Origin of the sequence: Chromobacterium sp. ASV23 (genome assembly GCF_016428945.1) — a bacterium.
GTDB classification, from domain to species: Bacteria; Pseudomonadota; Gammaproteobacteria; order Burkholderiales; family Chromobacteriaceae; genus Chromobacterium; species Chromobacterium sinusclupearum.
Genome location: NZ_JAELTR010000029.1, coordinates 16,730 through 36,430, shown reverse-complemented (window position 1 = coordinate 36,430; position 19,701 = coordinate 16,730). Strand labels below are relative to the sequence as shown.

Here is a 19,701-nt window from a genome sequence, read left to right as displayed (position 1 = left end):
GCAAAATAATCCAACATCCTGACCAGCAGACAAGCAATAGCCAGCCGACATGTCGCTTCCGCCACACTGCCGGCCGGCTGCTTCTCGATCTTGTTATAGCTTGAAACGTCCAAACGCGTCCTGCATGGTGCGCGCCACGCGACGCAAATCTTCCAGCGTCTGCATCGCGCCCTGCAGCGCGGCGTCGGAGTCCAGAATCTGGTTGTTGATCGACTCGGTGCTTTGCGCCATCGCCGTGGTGGCGTTGTGCTGTTCGCTGGTGGACAAGGCCACGTCGCCGATCTTGTCTATCACCTGCTGCATGGCGTCGCTGATGGCGATCAGGCGGCCGCGCGCCTGGCTGGTCAGTTCCACGCTGGTATCCACCGCGCCCACCGTGCGCTGCATATTGCCCACCGCCTTGCCGGTTTCGCTGAGGATGTTCTCCACCATATCGCTGATTTCCACCGTCGCCTTGCCCGTGCGTTCCGCCAGCTTGCGCACCTCGTCCGCCACAACCGCGAAGCCGCGGCCCTGTTCGCCGGCGCGTGCCGCCTCAATGGCCGCGTTCAGCGCCAAGAGGTTGGTCTGATCGGCGATGTCGCTGATCACGCTGGTGATCTTGGAAATCTCCTGCGAGCGCTGCTCCAGCGAGCCCAGCAGCGCAGACAGCTCGCCTACGGACTGGCTGGTATGCTCCATCTCGGTGCTGATGCGCTGCATGTCGCCGGCGCTCTCGCGCGAGTGCTCGCCGGTGTTGCGCGCCAGCGAATCGGTTTCGCGCGTCGCATCGGCGATGTGCGAGATGCTGACGGTCACTTCTTCGATCGCCGCCGCGTTGGAGCTGGAAATATCAGCCAGGCGATGCGAGTCGTCGGCCACCTGCTTGACCGCGCCGCCGACTTCGATCACGCCTTGCGCCAGTTGCTCGGCCTCATCGCGCAGCTCGCGGAACATGCCGTTCAAACGGCCGACAAACAGATTGAACGCCTTGGCGGTCTGCGCCACTTCGTCATCGCCCTGCACATCGATGCGGCGGGTCAGATCGCCCTCGCCCTGCGCGATCTCCTGCATCGCGTCGCGCACCTGGACCAGGCCGCGCAACAGCTTGGCCAGATAGCCGGAACTGAGCGACACCAGCACCAGCAGCACCACGGCCACGCCGCCGGCGATCAGCCAGATCAGCTGCGTCACCGGCGCCAGCACCGCGGCTTCGTCCGCCGCCACCGCCAGCACCCAATCGGTGCCGGACACCTGGCGCAGCACCACCAGGAAGGTCTTGCCCTCGATCTCCAGCGGCGTCACTTCGCCGCTGTTCACCAGTTGCTGGAAACGGTTGTCGTCCAAAGCCGGAATCAGCTCGCCAATCGGCTTCAACTCCTGGCCCGGCTTGGGATAGGCGATGACCTTGCCCTGGCGGGTCAGCAGGAAGGCGTGGCCGTCGCCGGCCAGCTTGATGTCCAGCACCGACTTCACCAGTTTCTCGATCAGGATATCGCCGCCGACGACGATTTCCTGGCCCGGCGCCTTGTCGGCGATGGTGATCACCAGCTTGTCCTTGGTTTCCGGCTCGGAGTCTTTGTACGGATCGGTGACGATCACGCCGCCGGCGGCCTTGGCCTGCTGGTACCACGGCCGTTGGGCCGGCTGGTATTCGGCGCTGGGCTTGGCGCGGCCGGGCACGGAGTAGAACATTTCGCCGCTGTCGCCGTGGCCGGCATAGATGATGTTGAAACCGCCGCCCTTGGCGATCTGCTGCAGATAGTAGCTGGCCTGCGGATCGCCGGCGCGGCTGAGGCTGGCGCCGATCAGGTTCTTGCGCACCGTCAGCCATTCCGACACCAAGCCGCCTTGCAATTGCTGCACCTGGGTGACTTCGCGTTTGGCCTCGTCGTAGGCGTGGTTGCGGATATTCAGGCAAGCGAGAATGGTGACGCTGAGGGTGGCCACCAGAATAGAGGCCGCCGTCAGCAGCATGAGCTTGTGTCGGATAGAGCGCATGATGATAAGCCGATACTGATATAAAAGGCTTATTATCCGGCATGCTGGCTGCGGCGCATCGTTAAAAATAACATTCTATTTAAATAATAACGCCAAATTTCAATCATTCTTGCTGAAAGATGGCAATAAAGCTTAATCGCGCCATTCTGCGCTCTGTTGCCACAGCAGGCTGTCGATGAATTTCAGCAGGGGATCGGCGTCGCGGCGCGGATGCCAGACATGCTCCACTTCTATCGCCAGATCGGCGTCGTCTATGCGCCGCCAGCGCAGGCCGGCGTCTCCTCCCCGCAACACTTGCGCGATCAAATCCGGCAGCACCGCCACCGCCGGCAGCCGCTCCAGCAGCAAGGGAATCGCCAGCAGGCTGGCGGTGGAGGCGATCACCCGCCGCGCCTGGCCATGCGCGCGCAGATAGTCGTCCACCAGGCTGGCGTCGTTGCCGATGTACGAGGTGTACAAATGCGGCGGCCGCGCCAGCTGGGCCGCGTCCAGCAAGGAGGGCAATGCCAGGCGGCCGGCGTGGTGCACGCAGACGAAGCGGCTGCGGAACAAACGCCGCCGGCTCAAGCGCTCAGGCAGTTGCGGAAAGTGGCCGATGGCGCCGTCGATGCGCCGTTCGTCCAGCGCGGCCGGCACCTCGGACGCCGGCATCGCCAGCACCTGCAGGCATAAGCCGGGCGCCTGTTCTTGCAGGGAGGCGATCAGCCGCGGCAACAACGCCGCCTCCAGCAAGTCCGGCATCGCCAGCCGGTACGCCCCGTCCAGTTGGGCTGGATCGAAAGCGTGCGGCGCGATCAGCTGCTGCGCCTGCGCCAGCCATGCCTCCAACAGCGGCAGCAAGGCCTCGGCATAGGGAGTGGCCACCATGCGTCGGCCATCGCGGCACAACAGCGGGTCGCCGCACTGTTCGCGCAGCCGCTTCAGGATATGGCTGACCGCCGGCTGGCCCAGGCACAGCCGCTCCGCGCTCTGGCTGACGCTGCGCGTGCTCAGCAGCGTGTGCAGCACCACCAGACTGTTCAGATCGAGGCGGCGCAAGCGCAGGGCGTCAATATCATTCACAGTAATACATCCAATGAAAACGATCGATTTTATTAAATCATAAGCGCTTTCTACACTGGCGGCATCCCCCACTATCGGATGCCTCGGCATGCAATCCTCCCCGCACTCGACCAGCCGTGCCCGCCTGCTGGCGATCGCCTTGATCGCCTGGCTGGAATTCCTGCAAAACGGCCTGCTCAACTTCGCCTCCTCGCAGGTCATGGGCGGCATCGGCGCCGGCCCGGAGGAATTCAGCCGGGCGGCGATGGCGTATGCGCTGTGCGCGGTGGTTGCCTTGTTCAACCATCAGTGGTGCGTGGAGCGCTTCGGCTCGCGCCGCCATCTGCAGGCGTCCATCGTTCTGTTCGCGCTGGGCGCGCTGATCGCCGGCGCGGCAGAGTCGCCTGACGGTTTCATCGCCGGCCGCGCGATACAGGGCCTGGGCGGCGCCGCCTTCTTCACCGCGGCGCGCTTGGAAGTGGCGCAACTGCCGCTGGCCAAGCGCGGCCTGGGGCTGGTGGCCTTCGGCCAGGCGCTGCTCCTGGGCAGCGCGCTGGGGCCGCTCTTGGGCGGCTGGCTGCTGCAGGCCCATGGCTGGCGCGCGCTGTGCTGGGGCGTTTTGCCGTTTCTGCCGCCGGCGCTATGGGCCGCCCGCCTGCTGCCCTTGCGCCCGCCCGCGCCCCGCCCCGGGCATTACCCGGCGCAATCGTTTGTCTGGCTGCTGGCGGCAGTGTTTTTGCTGCAATGGCTGATTCAGCAAATGCCTTACCAACTGTTCGGCCATCCGCAATGGCTGGCTGCCGCCGGCGCAGCCGGCATCGTCAGCTATGCCTTGTTCCGCTCCCTGCACCGCCGCCGCGCCTCGGACCGCCGCCGCTGGCGTCTGTTGCGGCGGCCCGGCTACCGCATGGGCCTGTTCGGTTACAGCTGCTGCTACCTGCTGGTTTCGGCCAATAGCTATATCCTGCCGATGTTGACGGTGCAGGCCTTGGGTTTCGACCTGCCCACCAGCGGCCTGCTGCTGTCGATCAGCTATCTGGCGGGCATGTTGTTCGCGCTGCTGTACGCCGGCCTGTTGCTGCGCGGACGCGCGCCCGGCCTGCGCCAGACGCTGCTGGCCAGTTGCGCGCTGCTGGCGGCCTACGGCTGGCTGATGAGCGGCCTCAACGGCGAGGCCGGCGTCGGCCGCTTGACGCTGATCCTGCTGCTGAACGGCGGCTTCATGTCCCTGTTCATCATGTCGGTGGCGCAGAGCACCTTCCGCACCATCGCCCCCGCCGCCTTTGCCCACGCCTATCAAACCAAGAACATCGTGCGCCAGGTTTCGATCTCCGCCGGCGTGGCCCTGGCCAGCGTTTTCATGCAGGAACGCAACGCGCTGCATTACAACCGTCTGGCCGAGCGATTTTCCTGGGATGCGTGGCAATTTAACGACGCTTTGCATCTTTTACGGGAACAATTGCCCAATTTGAGCGATACTCAGCGACTTGGAGTGCTGGCCGGCGAACTGGCCCGGCAGGCCACGCTGATTTCCTGTCTGGACTTTTTCCGTCTGGAGGTATGGATCGCGCTGGCGCTGGCGGGCTGTCTGCTCGCCCTGCGCGCAGCGGATTGATCTGCGGCAGCCGGCTCTCGCTCGTACCCATGTTTCATCAGGAAGAAATTGTCATGCGCAAGAGCGGCACGCAATCGGAGACCTTCAACAAGATCGTCGAGGCCAGCCTGCAGCTGTTCAATCAGGAAGGCGAACGCGTCATCACCACCAACCACATCGCCGAGCGGATGAACATCAGCACCGGCAAGCTCTACTATCACTTCCGCAACAAGGAAGAGATCATCAACGAGCTGTACCATCGCTATGTGAAGGGGATGGCGGAGCAATTGTCCGCCGCGCTGAACCACAACAACTCGATCGAGGCGATGGTGATGGCGATGGAAAAGACGCTGCGCCATATCTGGAGCTTCCGCTTCCTGCCCAAGAGCCTGCCCAGCCTGTTCTGCGTCAACCCGCAATTGGAAGAGGAACATCAGCAGCTGTCCCGCGGCCAGCTGAACAGCAAGCTGGGCCAGCTGTTCGCCAGCCTGCGCGAACAAGGCATGCTGCTGGTGGATGACCAGCAGCTGGTGCATCTGGTGCAGCATTTCCAAATGGTGCAAACCGGCTGGGTCAACACCATCAAGCAGAACGCCAGCGCGGCGGAGCTGGACAAGCTGATCCAGTCCGGCTGCCGCAGCCTGATGTTCCTCTTGGCGCCCTACGTCAGTCCGCGCTTCCAGTCGCCGTTCGAGCGCGTGTTCTCGCGTTATGCCTAACTAGGCCTGATACCCGCCACGAAACCCACGAAAATCACGAACATCTGCTGCGCCCAACAAACTATTTGGCCAAGCATCGGCACGGCGCGACGTATTGAGTTTCGGTGTAAGCTTTTCGTGGATTTCGTGGCCAAAATCCGCCGTTCAAATAAAAACACCCCGCGATCGCTCGCGGGGTGTTTTCGTTCAGACCGGCAAACCGGGCTTAGATCATGCCCTTGCTCTTCAAGAGTTCGAACATGGTCTTGCCGATTTCGGCCGGGCTGCGGGTGTAGGCGATGCCTGCGCGCTCGAAAGCCTTGAACTTCTCTTCCGCCGTGCCCTTGCCGCCGGAGATGATGGCGCCGGCGTGGCCCATGCGCTTGCCCTTCGGCGCGGTGACGCCGGCGATGTAGCCGACCACCGGCTTGGTCACGTAGGACTTGGCGAACTCGGCCGCTTCCTCCTCGGCGGAACCGCCGATTTCGCCGATCATCACGATGGCGTCGGTATCCGGATCATCCTGGAACAGCTTCAGCGCGTCAATGTGGCTGGTGCCCGGGATCGGGTCGCCACCGATGCCGATGCAGGTGGACTGGCCCAGGCCCAGCGCGGTGGTTTGCGCCACGGCTTCGTAGGTCAGGGTGCCGGAGCGGGACACGATGCCGATGCGGCCCGGGTTGTGGATGTGCCACGGCATGATGCCGATCTTGCACTCGCCCGGGGTGATGATGCCGGGGCAGTTCGGGCCGATCAGGCGGATGCCGGCTTCGTCCACGGCCTTCTTCACGTACAGCATGTCCAGGGTCGGCACGCCTTCGGTGATGCAGACGATCAGCTTCACGCCGCTGTCGATGGCTTCCAGGATGGAATCCTTGGCGAAGGCTGCGGGCACGTAGATCACCGAGGCGTCAGCCTGGGTTTGACGCACGGCGTCCTTCATGGTGTTGAACACCGGCAGGCCCAGGTGCTCGGAACCGCCCTTGCCCGGGGTGACGCCGCCCACAACCTTGGTGCCGACCTTCAGCGCCTGTTCGGCGTGGAAAGTACCGTTCTTGCCAGTGAAGCCTTGCACCAGCACTTTGGTGTCTTTGTTTACCAATACGCTCATTTTGTATTCCTCAGCTCAGTGCGGGTCTCAGGCAGCGGCCTTGACGGCGGCGACGATCTTCTCGGCAGCGTCGTTCAGACCCTGGGCGGAAGTCAGTTTCAGACCGGATTCGTCCAGGATCTTGGCGCCCAGTTCGGCGTTGTTGCCTTCCAGACGCACCACCACCGGCACCGTCACGTTCACTTCCTTCACGGCGGCGATGATGGCCTCGGCGATCATGTCGCAGCGGACGATGCCGCCGAAGATGTTGATCAGCACGCCTTGCACCGAGGTGTCGGCCAGGATCAGCTTGAACGCTTCGATCACGCGCTCCTTGGTGGCTCCGCCGCCCACGTCCAGGAAGTTGGCCGGCTGGCCGCCCTTCAGCTTGATGATGTCCATGGTAGCCATCGCCAGGCCGGCGCCGTTCACCATGCAGCCGATATTGCCTTCCAGGGCCACGTAGTTCAGGTCGAACTCGGAAGCCTTCACTTCGCGCTCGTTCTCCTGGCTCTTGTCGCGCATGGCCAGCAGGTCCGGGTGGCGGTACAGGGCGTTGGAGTCCAGATTGATCTTGCCGTCCACGCAGGCCAGTTGGCCGTTTTCGCGCAGCGCCAGCGGGTTGACTTCGAACAGGGCGAAGTCGTTCTCGACGAAGGCCTTGTAAGCGCCCAGCATCAGCTTGGTGAAGGAAGCGACTTGCTCGCCCTTCAGCTGCAGCGCGAAAGCGGCGTCGCGCGCCTGGAACGGCTGCATGCCGACCAGCGGATCGATCTCGATCTTGATGATCTTTTCCGGGGTCTCTTCGGCCACTTTTTCGATTTCCACGCCGCCTTCGGTGGAAACCATGAACACGACGCGCTGGCTGCCGCGGTCCACCACGGCGCCCAGGTACAGTTCGCGCTGCACCGGGTACATGTCTTCGCAGACCAGAACCGAGTTCACCGGCTGGCCGGCGGCGTCGGTTTGATAGGTCACCAGATTGGTGCCGATCAGGGTCTTGGCGACTTCAGCGGCTTCTTCGCGGCTCTTCACCACTTTCACACCGCCCGCCTTGCCGCGGCCGCCGGCGTGCACCTGGGCCTTCACGACGGCGAATTTGCCGCCCAGCTTGTCGTAAGCGGCAGCCGCTTCTTCCGGCGACGTGGCCAGAATGCCTTGTTGCACCGGCAGGCCGTAACGGCTCAGCAGCTCTTTCGCTTGGTATTCATGCAGGTTCATCTATGGTTTCCTTTCGGGGAAATGATGGCGGGCATGCGCCTCTGCCTCTATTCCTTGATCGCTTGCCAAACCTTGTTGGCGCAGGCCGCGCCAGCCCCCCGGCTGGCATCTCGGCCCGTTCCCGGTTGGGTCGTGCGCATTGTACACGACCCGCGCTCCCATCAACCGTGCAACGCGCGCTTGTCGGCGGCGAGCGCGGCTTCGTGCACCACTTCGGACAAGGACGGGTGGGCGTGGACAATGCGCGCCAGGTCTTCGCTGGCGGCCTTGAACTCCATCGACACCACGCCCTCGCTCACCAGCTCGGACACCATCGGGCCTATCATGTGCAGACCCAGGATGCGGTCGGTCTTGGCGTCCGCCAGGATCTTGACCATGCCCTGCGCCTGGCCCAGGCCCAGCGCGCGTCCGTTGGCGCCGAAGCCGGAAGTGCCCTTCTTGTACTCGATGCCCTCGGCTTTCAGCTGCTCCTCGGTCTTGCCGACCCAGGCGATTTCCGGCGAGGTGTAGATCACCCACGGAATCACGCCGAAATCGACATGCGGCTTCTGGCCGGCGATGCGCTCGGCCACGGCCACGCCCTCTTCCGACGCCTTGTGCGCCAGCATCGGGCCACGCACCACGTCGCCGATCGCCCACACATTGGGCAGATTGCTATGGCAGTGCTCGTCCACGGCGACGAAGCCGCGCTCGTCCAGCTGCAGGCCCACCACCTCGGCGCCCAGGCCCTGGGTGTTCGGCACGCGGCCGATGGACACGATCAGCTTGTCGAACTCGGCCTTCACCGCTTCGCCGTTCAGCTCGTAATTGACAGTGACGCTCTTCTTGCCGGTCTTGATCTCGCCGATCTTCACGCCCAGCTTGATGTCGAGACCCGTATCTTTAGTCAGCGTCTTGAACGCTTCCTTGGCGATCTGTTGGTCGGCGGCCGCCAGGAAGGTCGGCATCGCTTCCAGAATGGTCACTTCGGCGCCCAGGCGCTTCCAGACGCTACCCATTTCCAGGCCGATCACGCCGGCGCCGATCACGCCCAGGCGCTTCGGCACCGCCGTCAGCGCCAGCGCGCCTTCGTTGTCCAGCACCAGCTGGTTGTCGGTGGCCAGGCCCGGCAGCGCGCGCGGGCTGGAGCCTGTGGCCACGATCACGTGGACGGCTTCCAGGGTATCCACCACCGCGCCATTGTCGGTGACTTCGATCAGCCACTTGTCGCCCTGGCGGCCCTTGAAGCTGGCCAGGCCATGGATGTTGGCAACCTTGTTCTTCTTGAACAGGAAGCTGATGCCGGCGGCGTTCTTGGTGATGATCTCGGTCTTGCGGGCCAGCATCTGGCCCACGTCCATCTTGGCGCCGGACACGCTGATGCCGTGTTTGGCGAAATCATGCTGCACGGCGTGGAAGTTTTCCGACGACTGCAGCAGCGCCTTGGACGGAATGCAACCGACGTTCAGGCAGGTGCCGCCGAGGGAAGGCTTGCCTTCCGGGTTCTTGAACAGGTCCACGCAAGCGGTGTTGAAGCCCAGCTGGGCCGCGCGGATGGCCGCGACATAACCGCCGGGACCGCCGCCGATCACTACCACATCAAACTGTTGGCTCATGGGATTTCCCTTGGGGTCAGGCCTTGCCGACTTTGAACAGCAAGGCCCCGAAAGCAATCATGAACAGCGCGATGACGATCTTGCCGAACAGGTTGTAATAGCTCTCCCGCACGCCTTGCTGGCGCTTTTTCCAGGTCAGGAAAAGCAGCGCCACGCCAGCCAGTACCGAGGCGAGTGCGTAAAGCCAATCCGGCAGATTCATGTTTGCTCCGTTCGTGAAATATCAGACAGGCCGGCTTACGCCGGCCCGGTTCATCACAGGTCGAGCAGCAGACGCGCCGGATCCTCGATGGCGTCCTTGATGGCCACCAGGCTCAGCACCGCTTCGCGACCGTCGATGATGCGGTGGTCGTAGGATTGGGCAAGATACATCATCGGGCGCACCACCACTTGACCGTTCTCAACCACGGCGCGCTCCTTGGTGGCATGCATGCCCAGGATCGCCGATTGCGGCGGGTTGATGATGGGGGTGGACATCATCGAGCCGAAAGTGCCGCCGTTGGAGATGGTGTAAGTGCCGCCGGTCAGCTCTTCCACGGTCAGCTTGCCTTCCTGGGCGCGCTTGCCGAAGTCGGCGATCTGCTTCTCGATCTCGGCCAGGGACAGCTGGTCGGCGTTGCGGATCACCGGCACCACCAGGCCGCGCGGGCTGCCCACGGCCACGCCCACGTCGAAGTAGCCGTGGTAAACGATGTCGTTGCCATCCACCGAAGCGTTGACGATGGGGTATTTCTTCAGCGCGGCAACCACGGCCTTGACGAAGAAGCCCATGAAGCCCAGCTTGATGCCGTGCTCTTTCTCGAACTTCTCTTTGTACTTGTTGCGCAGGTCCATCACCGGCTTCATGTTCACTTCATTGAAGGTGGTGAGGATGGCGTTGGTCTGTTGGCTCATGACCAGACGTTCGGCCACGCGCTGGCGCAGACGCGACATCGGCACGCGCTGCTCCGGACGGCCGGACAGGATGCCGGCGACGTTGACGGCGGACGGCGTGGAAGCCAGGGCGACGCCGGCGTTGGCGGCCGGGGCGATCACCGGACCGGCCTGCGACGGCGCGGCCGACTTGGCGGCGGCTTGCACGTCTTCCTTCAGCACGCGGCCATCGCGGCCGGAGCCGGCCACTTTGGACAGATCGACGCCGGTTTCGGCGGCCAGTTTGGCGGCGGACGGCATCGCGGCGGCGCCGGCAACCGGGGCGGCGGCTTGAACCGGAGCCGGCGCAGCGGCGGGCGCCGGGGCGGCGGCTGCGGCCGGAGCGGCTGCGCCTGCCTTGGCGGCGGTGTCGATCTTGGCGATCAGCTGGCCAGAGGTCACGGTCGCGCCATCCTGCTGGACGATTTCCACCAGCACGCCGGCTTGCGGCGCCGGCAGTTCCAGCACCACCTTGTCGGTTTCCAGGTCGATCAGGTTTTCGTCGCGGTTGACGAATTCGCCGACCTTCTTGTGCCAGCTCATCAGCGTGGCTTCGGATACGGATTCCGGCAGTTGCGGAACTTGGACTTCAATCAGCATGTTCTTCTCCATGGAGGAGCGGCCGCGATGCCGCCCCTTTTCTCTCATTGGCTCAGCGGGAAACCGTCATCGCTTCTTCGACGAAGGCCTTCAACTGGGCGACGTGCTTGCTCATATAACCTACGGCCGGCGAGGCGGACGACGGACGGCCGGCGAACGACAGCTGCTGCTTGGCGTTCAGCAGGCCTTCCAGGCGATGGCGGATCTGGTACCAGGCGCCCTGGTTGCGCGGCTCTTCCTGCACCCACATCACTTCCTTGGCCTGGGTGAAGCGCGCCAGTTCGGCGGCCACCTGCTCGGTCGGGAACGGATACAGCTGCTCGATGCGCACGATGGCCACTTCGTCTTCCAGCCCGCGTTCCTTGCGGCCGGCGGCGAGGTCGTAGTACACCTGGCCGGCGCACAGCACCACGCGCTTGACCTTCTTCGGATCCTTGGCCACGGCATCGCCGATCACCGGGCGGAAGCTGCCGTTGGTCAGGTCTTCGATCGGGCTCATGGAGTCCTTGAAGCGCAGCAGGCGCTTGGACAGGAAGATCACCAGCGGCTTGCGGTACGGACGCAGCACCTGGCGGCGCAGCATGTGGAACATCTGCGCGGCTTCGGACGGCATCACCACCTGCATATTGTGCTCGGCGCACAGCTGCAGCCAACGCTCGACGCGGGCGGACGAGTGTTCCGGGCCCTGGCCGTCGTAGCCGTGCGGCAGGATGGTGGTCAGGCCGCACAGACGGCCCCACTTGGTCTCGCCGGAGGAGATGAACTGGTCGATGGCTACCTGGGCGCCGTTGGCGAAGTCGCCGAACTGCGCTTCCCAGATCACCAGCTGATCCGGCGCGGAGCAGGCGTAGCCGTACTCGTAGGCCAGCACCGCTTCTTCGTTCAGGATGGAGTCGATCACCAGGAAGTCGCCCTGGTTGTCGGACATATTGCGCAGCGGCACATAGGCGCCCTGGTCCCAGCGTTCGCGGTTCTGGTCGTGCAGCACGGCGTGACGGTGGCTGAAGGTGCCGCGGCCGGAGTCTTCGCCGGAGATGCGCACGCCGAAGCCGTTGGTCACCAGAGAGGCGTAGGCCAGCGTCTCGGCCATGCCCCAGTCCACGTTCTGCTCGCCTGCGGCCATCGCCTTGCGGGCGGCCAGCACCTTCTGCACCGTCGGGTGCAGCTTGAAGCCGTCCGGCAGCGTGGTGAACTTGTCGGTCAGGCGCTGGATGTCGGCCAGCGGCAAGGAGGTGTCGGTCGGATGCGCCCAGTGGGTGCCCAGGTACTGGCTGAAATCCAGCGCGTGCTCGCGCTTGTAATTGGACAGCGTGGTCTGCTCCACGTGTTCGCCCTTGTCCAGCGCGTCGCGGTAGGCCTGGATCAGCGCGTCGGCTTCCTCGGCCTTCAGCACGCCTTCCTGCACCAGACGCTCGGCATACATGGCGCGCACGCCTTGATGCTTGGCGATCTTCTTGTACATCATCGGCTGGGTCAGGAACGGGTCGTCGCCCTCGTTGTGGCCGAGCTTGCGGTAGCACACCAGATCGATGACCACGTCCTTCTTGAAGGTCATGCGGTAGTCCAGCGCGGCCTGCATCACGTAGCACACGGCTTCCGGATCATCGCCGTTCACGTGCAGGATAGGCGCCTCGATCATCTTGGCCACGTCGGTGCAGTACATCGTGGAGCGGATGTCGCGGGTATCCGAAGTGGTGAAGCCCACCTGGTTGTTGATGACGATGTGGATGGTGCCGCCGGTGCCGTAGCCGCGGGTCTGCGACAGGTTGAAGGTGCCCTGGTTGACGCCCAGGCCGCCGAAGGCGGAGTCGCCGTGAATCAGCACCGGCACGACGGTCTTGCGCTCATTGTCCTTGCGGCGCTGCTGGCGCGCGCGCACCGAGCCTTCCACCACCGGGTTGACGATTTCCAGGTGCGAGGGGTTGAACGCCAGCGACACGTGCATCGGGCCGTTGGCGGTCGGGATATCGGACGAGAAGCCCATGTGGTACTTCACGTCGCCGGAAGCCATCTGCTGGGCGGCCTTGCCTTCGAATTCGGCGAACAGGTCGCGCGGCTGCTTGCCCAGGGTGTTGACCAGCACGTTCAGGCGGCCGCGGTGGGCCATGCCGATGATCAGTTCCTGCACGCCCTGCTCGGTGGCGTTCTGGATCAGGTGGTCCAGCGCGGCGATGGTGGATTCGCCGCCTTCCAGAGAGAAGCGCTTCTGGCCGACATACTTGGTATGCAGATAACGCTCCAGCGTCTCGGCCGCGGTGATCTGCTTCAGGATGCGCTGCTTCTTGGCCGCGTCGTAGCGCGGGGTGGACAGATCGCCCTCGAAGCGCTTTTGCACCCAGTGCTTCTCGTCGGACTGGGTGATGTGCATGTACTCCACGCCGATATTGCCGCAGTACGTCTGCTTCAGGCGGGACAGGATGTCGGACAGCGGCAGCTTCTGCGCGCCCACCAGCGAACCGGCGTTGAACTGCACCGCCATGTCGGCGTCGGTCAGGCCGTGGGTGGCCGGGTCCAGTTCGCGCACGATGGCCTGGTCCATCCGCTTCAGCGGGTCCAGATTGGCCTGGCGCGAACCCAGCACGCGGTAGGCCGAGATCAGCTTCAGCACGCCCACTTGCTTCTGCATCGCCTCCCAGTCGGTGGCGGCGGCGGTGCGCTGGCCGGTCAAGGGCTTCTTGGCCAGCTGGATGAACGACTCCTGGATCGGCAGGTGCGGCACGTCGCGCTCGGCGGCGCCCGGCGCTTGCGCCAGCTTGTCGAAGTAATCGCGCCACTCGTGCGGCACGGACGTGGCGTCAGCGAGGTACTGTTCGTACAGCTCCTCGATGAACGGGGCATTCCCGCCGAACAGGTAGGAATGGCTGTACATGGATTGCATCATGGTCTGGCTACCCTTTGTCTGGATGTTGCAGCATTTGCGCAAAGCGCTATGGCAAGACGGTCTTGCCGCAGCGCTCTGAGAGCCTTCAGCGGCTCAAAAAAGGGCTGGTCGAAGCCCCCGCTTCAACCAACCCTGCTTCTTCAAATCAGCGCTTGGCGATGTCCACGAAATCGCGACGCTCGGCGCCGGTGTACAGCTGGCGCGGACGGCCGATCTTCATGCCCGGATCGCCGATCATTTCGTTCCAGTGCGCGATCCAGCCCACGGTGCGGGCCAGCGCGAAGATCGGGGTGAACATGGAAACCGGGATGCCGATGGCGGACAGCACGATACCGGAGTAGAAGTCCACGTTCGGGTACAGCTTGCGCTCGATGAAGTACGGGTCGGACAGCGCGATCTTTTCCAGCTCCATCGCCAGTTTGAACTTCGGGCTGTCCTGCAGCCCCAGTTCCTTCAGCACTTCGTCGCAGGTGTGCTTCATGATGGCGGCGCGCGGGTCCATGTTCTTGTACACGCGGTGGCCGAAGCCCATCAGCTTGTAGCGCTTGTCCTTCACGCCCTGCATGAAGTCGGCCACGTTATCCACGGAACCGATCTCGTCCAGCATCTTCAGCACGGCTTCGTTGGCGCCGCCGTGGGACGGGCCCCACAGGCAGGCGATGCCGGCGGCGATACATGCGAACGGGTTGGCGCCGGAGGAGCCGGCCAGACGCACGGTGGAGGTGGAGGCGTTCTGCTCGTGGTCGGCGTGCAGGGTGAAGATGCGGTCCAGCGCGCGGGCCAGCACCGGGTTCACCTTGTACTCTTCGCACGGGGTGGAGAACATCATGTGCAGGAAGTTTTCCGCGTAGGTCAGGCCATTCTTCGGATACGAGAACGGCAGGCCCTTGTTGTAGCGGTAAGCCTGGGCGGCGATGGTCGGCAGCTTGGCGATCAGGCGGTGAGCCGAGATGCGGCGGTGTTCCGGATTGGAGATGTCCAGCGAGTCATGGTAGAAGGCGGACAGCGCGCCCACCACGCCCACCATCACGGCCATCGGGTGCGCGTCGCGGCGGAAACCCTTGAACAGGCTCATCAGCTGGTCGTGCAGCATGTTGTGACGCATCACGCCGCGTTCGAATTCCTTGCGCTGGGCGGTGGTCGGCAGTTCGCCGTTCAGCAGCAGATAGCAGACTTCGAGATAGTCACTCTTCTCCGCCAGTTGTTCGATCGGGTAGCCACGGTAGTACAGCTGGCCCAGATCGCCGTCGATGAAGGTGATCTTGGATTCGCAGCTGGCGGTAGCCAGGAAGCCGGGGTCAAACGTGAACATGCCGGTCTTGCCAAAGGCGCGGATGTCGACAACGTCCGGACCCAGGGTGCCCTCGAGGACCGGCAGGTCCAGCGTTTCCTTACCCTCGTTGTAGCTGAGCGTTACTTTGCGATTCGTTTCCACAGCAATACTCCCAGTCGTTATTTCGTTGTTGTTAGTGTGGTCGTGGCGGCCGTCACAGCGATCGCAGGATCGCGACAATGGCCATTTGTTCCGGATCGTCGAGATCGGCCTTGCCGTTTACGACATCCAGGAAGTCAGTGTCAGGCAGATCAAGCAGGCTCCGGTAGGCGTCGATTTCGGCCGGGGACAGCCGCTCGAACGGGCCGGCGAAGAATTTCTCCAACACCAAGTCGAGTTCGAGCAGGCCCCGGCGCGAACGCCAGCGGATCCGTTTCAGTTCGATCGGATCGTATCCGGTCATACCGCGCGCCTAACCATCAGGTCCTTGATCTTGCCGATGGCCTTGGTCGGGTTCAGACCCTTGGGGCAGACATCGACGCAGTTCATGATGGTATGGCAGCGGAACAGACGGTACGGGTCTTCCAGATTGTCCAGACGCTCGTTGGTGGCTTCGTCGCGGGTGTCCGCGATGAAGCGGTAGGCGGCCAAGAGGCCGGCCGGGCCGACGAACTTGTCCGGGTTCCACCAGAACGACGGGCAGGACGTGGAGCAGCACGCGCACAGGATGCACTCGTACAGGCCGTCCAGCTCCTTGCGGTCTTCCGGCGACTGGCGGCGCTCGCGTTCCGGCGGCGGCGTGTCGTTGATCACGTACGGCTTGATCGAGTGGTACTGCTTGAAGAACTGCGCCATGTCCACGATCAGGTCGCGCACCACCGGCAGGCCCGGCAGCGGACGCAGCTCGATCGGCTGCTTCAGCGTGCGGAAGTCGGTCAGGCAGGCCAGACCGTTCTTGCCGTTGATGTTCATGGCGTCGGAGCCGCAGACGCCTTCGCGACAGGAGCGGCGGAAGGACAGCGTGTCGTCCTTGGTTTTCAGCTTGACCAGGGCGTCCAGGAGCTTGTGCTCGGTGGCGTCCATGTCGATGCTGATCTCCTGCATGTACGGCTTGGCATCCTTGTCCGGGTCGTAGCGGTAGATGCTGAATTTGACGGTTTCGGTAGTCATCTCTGTTCAACCCTTAGTAGGAGCGGGCCTTCAACTTGATCGTTTCGACAGTCAGCGGCTGCAGGTTCACCGGCTTGTATTCCAGACGGTTGCCGTCGCGGAACCACAGGGTGTGCTTGAGCCAGTTCTTGTCGTCGCGGCCGTTCGGGGTGTCCGGGGTGTCCGGCGCGTCGTCGCGCACGTGGGCGCCGCGGCTCTCGGTGCGGGCATTGGCGCTGATCATGGTGGACTTGGCCACTTCGATCAGGTTTTCCAGCTCCAGCGCCTCGATGCGGGCGGTGTTGAATACCTTCGACTTGTCGCCGATCTCGGTCTTCGCCACCATCTTTTCCACTTCCAGAATCTTGTCCACGCCTTCGGCCAGCATGTCCTTGAAGCGGAACACGCCGCAGTGCGCCTGCATCACGCGCTGCATCTCGGCACGCGCCTCATGCACCTGCACGCCGTTGGTTTGACCGTCCAGACGCGCCACGCGGGCGACGGAGCGCTCCACATCGGCCATCGCCAGTTCCGGCAGGTCTTCCGGCTGCTTCTTGATGAAGTCGATCATCGAGTTGGCCGAGCTCTTGCCGAAAACCAGCAAGTCCAGCAGCGAGTTGGTGCCCAGGCGGTTGGCGCCGTGCACCGAGGCGCAGGCCACTTCGCCGGCGGCGTAGAAACCGTGCACCGGCTCGCCGTGCACCACCACTTCGCCGTGGTAGTTGGTGGGGATGCCGCCCATCTGGTAGTGGCAGGTCGGCACCACCGGGATCGGGGCCTTGATCGGGTCCACGCCGGCGAACTTGATGGAGATTTCGCGGATGCCCGGCAGCTTGGACATGATCACCTCGGGGTCGAGGTGGGTGATGTCCAGCAGCACGTGATCCTTGTTCGGACCGCAGCCGCGGCCTTCGTTGATCTCGGACACCATGGCGCGCGACACCACGTCGCGGGAAGCCAAGTCCTTGGCGTTCGGGGCGTAACGCTCCATGAAGCGCTCGCCGGAGCTGTTGCGCAGAATACCGCCTTCGCCGCGCACGCCTTCGGTGATCAGCACGCCCGCGCCAGCCACGCCGGTCGGGTGGAACTGCCAGAACTCCATGTCTTCCAGCGGGATGCCGGCGCGGGCGGCCATGCCCAGGCCGTCGCCGGTATTGATGAAGGCATTGGTGGACGACGCGAAGATGCGGCCGGCGCCGCCGGTGGCGAACAAGGTGGCCTTGGCCTGGAACACCACGATCTCGGAGGTTTCCATTTCCATCGCCACTACGCCCTGCACGCGGCCTTCGGCGTCGCGGATCAGGTCCAGCGCCATCCATTCCACGAAGAAGTGGGTGTTGGCGCGCACATTGCGCTGATACAGCGCGTGCAGCATGGCGTGGCCGGTACGGTCGGCGGCGGCGCAGGCGCGGCGCACCGGCTTGCCTTCGCCGAATTCCGACATATGGCCGCCGAACGGGCGCTGGTAAATGGTGCCGTCCGGGTTGCGGTCAAACGGCATGCCGAAGTGTTCCAGCTCCACCACCACCTTCGGCGCCTCGCGGCACATGAATTCGATGGCATCCTGGTCGCCCAGCCAGTCCGAACCCTTCACGGTGTCGTACATGTGCCAGTGCCAGTTGTCCGGCTCGGAGTTGCCGAGCGAGGCGGACACGCCGCCCTGGGCGGCCACGGTGTGGGAACGGGTCGGGAATACCTTGGACAGCACGGCGGTTTTCAGGCCGGCTTCCGACAGTTGCAGCGCGGCGCGCATCCCTGCGCCGCCAGCGCCCACGACAACTGCATCAAAATGACGAATGGCGATACCCATTACAGCCCCCAAACCACTTTAACGGAATAGATGAAACAGGAAACCAGCCAGACGATGGTGAACACGTGCAGCGCCAGGCGGATGCCCACCGGCTTCACGTAGTCCATCCATACGTCGCGGATGCCTACCCATACGTGCAGGAACAGCGCCAGCAGCGAAACCTGGGTGAACAACTGCACCCAGGTATGGCTGAACAATTCTTTCCAGCTGTCAAAACCGGACGGCAGCGACAGCAGGAACAGCGCCATCGCCACGGTGTAGATCACCATGATCACAGCGGTGACGCGCTGCATCACCCAATCGCGCAGGCCGTAGCCGGCGCCGACAACAATGCGGTTTACCATAGAGCGATGCCTCCCAGAACCAGCGTCAGCAGCAGGCTGACGGCCAGCACGGTTTTCGCGGTGGCGCGGGCGGTCTCCAGCTCGAGACCCTTGTGAACGTCAAGGAACAGAAAACGGATGCCGGCGCAGAAGTGGTGCATGTACGCCCAGATCAGGCCCAGCAATACCAGTTTCATCAGCGGGTGGGAGACTACGGCGCGGTAGGTTTCAAACGACTCGGCGGAGCTGAGCGAACCGTGCAGCAGATAGATCAACAGCGGGAGGGAAAAGAACAACGCCACACCACTGACCCGGTGCAGGATGGAGACGAAGCCCGGCACGGGCAGTCTGATCCTGGCCAAGTCCAGATGCTTCGGTCTTTGCTTCTGCATAAGGCTTTCCTTGGATGTTTTTGTGACCAAGTGGGTTATCAAACGCCGCGCCCACCCGGACGCGCCGCCAGGCAGACTCAAACCTTTATCTCTGGTCCGATGCCTGCCCTTACCTGGCATATTGCAAAGCATGCGTTTGCAATATGCGCGGGGGATTCTAACAAATGTCGGCTTAGGACGCTGCCCGCTCGCCGTTTAATCCAAATCAAAGCGCCGGCGCCTCAGCCGTGCTTCACTGTATAAGCCAGCTGGTGCGTCAGGCAGTAACGCTGCCGCCACTCCAGGGGCCGGCCGTCCATGTCTGCCGACAAGCGCAGCAGGCACAGCGCCGGCACGTCGGCCACCATGCCCGTCACGCCGAGCAGGCTGGCCTCCTCGCGCGGCAGCATTTCCGCGCGAAACTGCTCGCTGACAATCTTCAAGCGCACGCCGAAGCGCTGCTGCAAAGTGCCGTACACGCCGGCCGAGCCGCGCAGCCAGCGCGCGTCCATGCCTTCAAACACTTCCGCCGGCAGCAGCACATCGTCCAGCGCCACCGGCGAGCCATGGCGACGCCACAGCTGACGAATCCTCAATAAAGGCGCCAAACGGCGCAACTGCAAGGCCTCTGCGATATCTTCGCTGGCATTCAGCCGCGACAGCCCCAGAAACTCCCGCGCCAGCTCGTCCGGCTGTTCCGTGAACAAGCCCGGCGTCACCAGCCTGGCGTCATCGCCCCAGTCGCCCGGCACCGGCGCCACATAGGTGCCCCGCCCCTGCTGGCGATACAGCAAACCGGCGTCCACCAGTTCAGACAATGCCTTTCTTACCGTGCCCTGGCTGGCCCCCAGCTCGTCGGCCAGCTCCCATTCGCTGGGCAGCGCATCGTGCGTCTGCCACTCCCCGGCGCCTATCCGCTGCTGCAACAACAGCTTGACCTGGGCATAAAGCGGCTGTCTTTTCAGCGCATTGACTGTCATGGTCTGTGTTTTAACACCAAACAAATCAAGCGTAAAGGCATGTCTTATATAAGACACAAGACTCAAACGACTGTTTGACGCCATATTCTTGTCTGATTAGTCCAAATCGATAAACAGCCGTGATACACTCTGGCCACATCTATACTGCAGAGCAACATCTGCAGCTCATTATCGGATACGTCA

Annotated in this window: 17 protein-coding genes; 2 read left to right on the top strand and 15 right to left on the bottom strand. The window is 63.5% G+C overall.

Annotated elements, in window-relative coordinates; all coding sequences use genetic code 11:
* Nucleotides 1–93: 93 nt before the first annotated feature.
* Both JHD59_RS12995 and JHD59_RS12990 read right to left on the bottom strand, forming a co-directional pair.
* Nucleotides 94–1,980 (bottom strand): methyl-accepting chemotaxis protein, encoded by a 1,887-nt coding sequence (locus tag JHD59_RS12995; protein WP_199154555.1) that lies wholly within the window; start codon nucleotides 1,978–1,980, stop codon nucleotides 94–96.
* A gap of 132 nt (nucleotides 1,981–2,112) precedes the next feature.
* On the bottom strand, nucleotides 2,113–3,042 hold the full coding sequence (locus JHD59_RS12990; RefSeq protein ID WP_199154554.1) for a LysR family transcriptional regulator: 930 nt from the start codon (nucleotides 3,040–3,042) through the stop codon (nucleotides 2,113–2,115).
* An 88-nt stretch (nucleotides 3,043–3,130) separates the two neighbouring features.
* Between JHD59_RS12990 and JHD59_RS12985 the strand changes: the two genes are divergently transcribed.
* Both JHD59_RS12985 and JHD59_RS12980 read left to right on the top strand, forming a co-directional pair.
* Nucleotides 3,131–4,636 (top strand): MFS transporter, encoded by a 1,506-nt coding sequence (locus tag JHD59_RS12985; RefSeq protein ID WP_199154553.1) that lies wholly within the window; start codon nucleotides 3,131–3,133, stop codon nucleotides 4,634–4,636.
* A 53-nt stretch (nucleotides 4,637–4,689) separates the two neighbouring features.
* On the top strand, nucleotides 4,690–5,334 hold the full coding sequence (locus JHD59_RS12980) for a TetR/AcrR family transcriptional regulator (protein ID WP_158248703.1): 645 nt from the start codon (nucleotides 4,690–4,692) through the stop codon (nucleotides 5,332–5,334).
* A gap of 205 nt (nucleotides 5,335–5,539) precedes the next feature.
* Here the strand turns inward: JHD59_RS12980 and sucD are convergent, their stop codons facing one another.
* From sucD to JHD59_RS12915, 13 genes are all read right to left on the bottom strand, one after another.
* Complete coding sequence (gene sucD, locus JHD59_RS12975; RefSeq protein ID WP_071109690.1) at nucleotides 5,540–6,424, bottom strand: succinate--CoA ligase subunit alpha; 885 nt, start codon at nucleotides 6,422–6,424, stop codon at nucleotides 5,540–5,542.
* Between the two features lie 27 nt (nucleotides 6,425–6,451).
* A complete protein-coding gene (gene sucC, locus JHD59_RS12970; RefSeq protein WP_199154552.1) occupies nucleotides 6,452–7,624 on the bottom strand; it encodes an ADP-forming succinate--CoA ligase subunit beta in 1,173 nt (390 codons plus the stop codon).
* 161 nt (nucleotides 7,625–7,785) lie between these two features.
* Nucleotides 7,786–9,219: a dihydrolipoyl dehydrogenase gene (lpdA, locus tag JHD59_RS12965; protein WP_103318165.1), complete on the bottom strand. Its 1,434-nt coding sequence runs from the start codon at nucleotides 9,217–9,219 to the stop codon at nucleotides 7,786–7,788.
* Nucleotides 9,220–9,235: 16 nt separating this feature from the next.
* Nucleotides 9,236–9,421, bottom strand: a complete 186-nt coding sequence (locus JHD59_RS12960; RefSeq protein ID WP_071109688.1) for a hypothetical protein — start codon at nucleotides 9,419–9,421, stop codon at nucleotides 9,236–9,238.
* 53 nt (nucleotides 9,422–9,474) lie between these two features.
* A complete protein-coding gene (gene odhB, locus JHD59_RS12955; protein ID WP_103318454.1) occupies nucleotides 9,475–10,731 on the bottom strand; it encodes a 2-oxoglutarate dehydrogenase complex dihydrolipoyllysine-residue succinyltransferase in 1,257 nt (418 codons plus the stop codon).
* Between the two features lie 52 nt (nucleotides 10,732–10,783).
* Nucleotides 10,784–13,612 (bottom strand): 2-oxoglutarate dehydrogenase E1 component, encoded by a 2,829-nt coding sequence (locus JHD59_RS12950; protein ID WP_199154551.1) that lies wholly within the window; start codon nucleotides 13,610–13,612, stop codon nucleotides 10,784–10,786.
* Nucleotides 13,613–13,757: 145 nt separating this feature from the next.
* Complete coding sequence (gene gltA / locus JHD59_RS12945; protein WP_103318169.1) at nucleotides 13,758–15,047, bottom strand: citrate synthase; 1,290 nt, start codon at nucleotides 15,045–15,047, stop codon at nucleotides 13,758–13,760.
* Between the two features lie 52 nt (nucleotides 15,048–15,099).
* Nucleotides 15,100–15,348 carry a succinate dehydrogenase assembly factor 2 gene (locus JHD59_RS12940; RefSeq protein ID WP_043624895.1) on the bottom strand — a complete coding sequence of 83 codons (249 nt, stop codon included), beginning with the start codon at nucleotides 15,346–15,348 and terminating at the stop codon, nucleotides 15,100–15,102.
* Nucleotides 15,345–16,055 (bottom strand): succinate dehydrogenase iron-sulfur subunit, encoded by a 711-nt coding sequence (locus tag JHD59_RS12935; RefSeq protein ID WP_043624897.1) that lies wholly within the window; start codon nucleotides 16,053–16,055, stop codon nucleotides 15,345–15,347. The genes JHD59_RS12940 and JHD59_RS12935 overlap by 4 nt, the downstream gene beginning before the upstream one ends.
* A gap of 13 nt (nucleotides 16,056–16,068) precedes the next feature.
* On the bottom strand, nucleotides 16,069–17,844 hold the full coding sequence (gene sdhA, locus JHD59_RS12930) for a succinate dehydrogenase flavoprotein subunit (protein WP_199154550.1): 1,776 nt from the start codon (nucleotides 17,842–17,844) through the stop codon (nucleotides 16,069–16,071).
* Nucleotides 17,844–18,188 (bottom strand): succinate dehydrogenase, hydrophobic membrane anchor protein, encoded by a 345-nt coding sequence (gene sdhD / locus JHD59_RS12925; protein ID WP_103318173.1) that lies wholly within the window; start codon nucleotides 18,186–18,188, stop codon nucleotides 17,844–17,846. The genes sdhA and sdhD overlap by 1 nt, the downstream gene beginning before the upstream one ends.
* Nucleotides 18,182–18,559 carry a succinate dehydrogenase, cytochrome b556 subunit gene (gene sdhC / locus JHD59_RS12920; RefSeq protein WP_043624903.1) on the bottom strand — a complete coding sequence of 126 codons (378 nt, stop codon included), beginning with the start codon at nucleotides 18,557–18,559 and terminating at the stop codon, nucleotides 18,182–18,184. Before sdhC ends, sdhD begins: the two co-directional genes overlap by 7 nt.
* A 221-nt stretch (nucleotides 18,560–18,780) precedes the next feature.
* Nucleotides 18,781–19,518, bottom strand: coding sequence for a GntR family transcriptional regulator (locus JHD59_RS12915; protein ID WP_199154549.1), 738 nt, complete (start codon nucleotides 19,516–19,518; stop codon nucleotides 18,781–18,783).
* Between the last annotated feature and the right edge of the window lie 183 nt (nucleotides 19,519–19,701).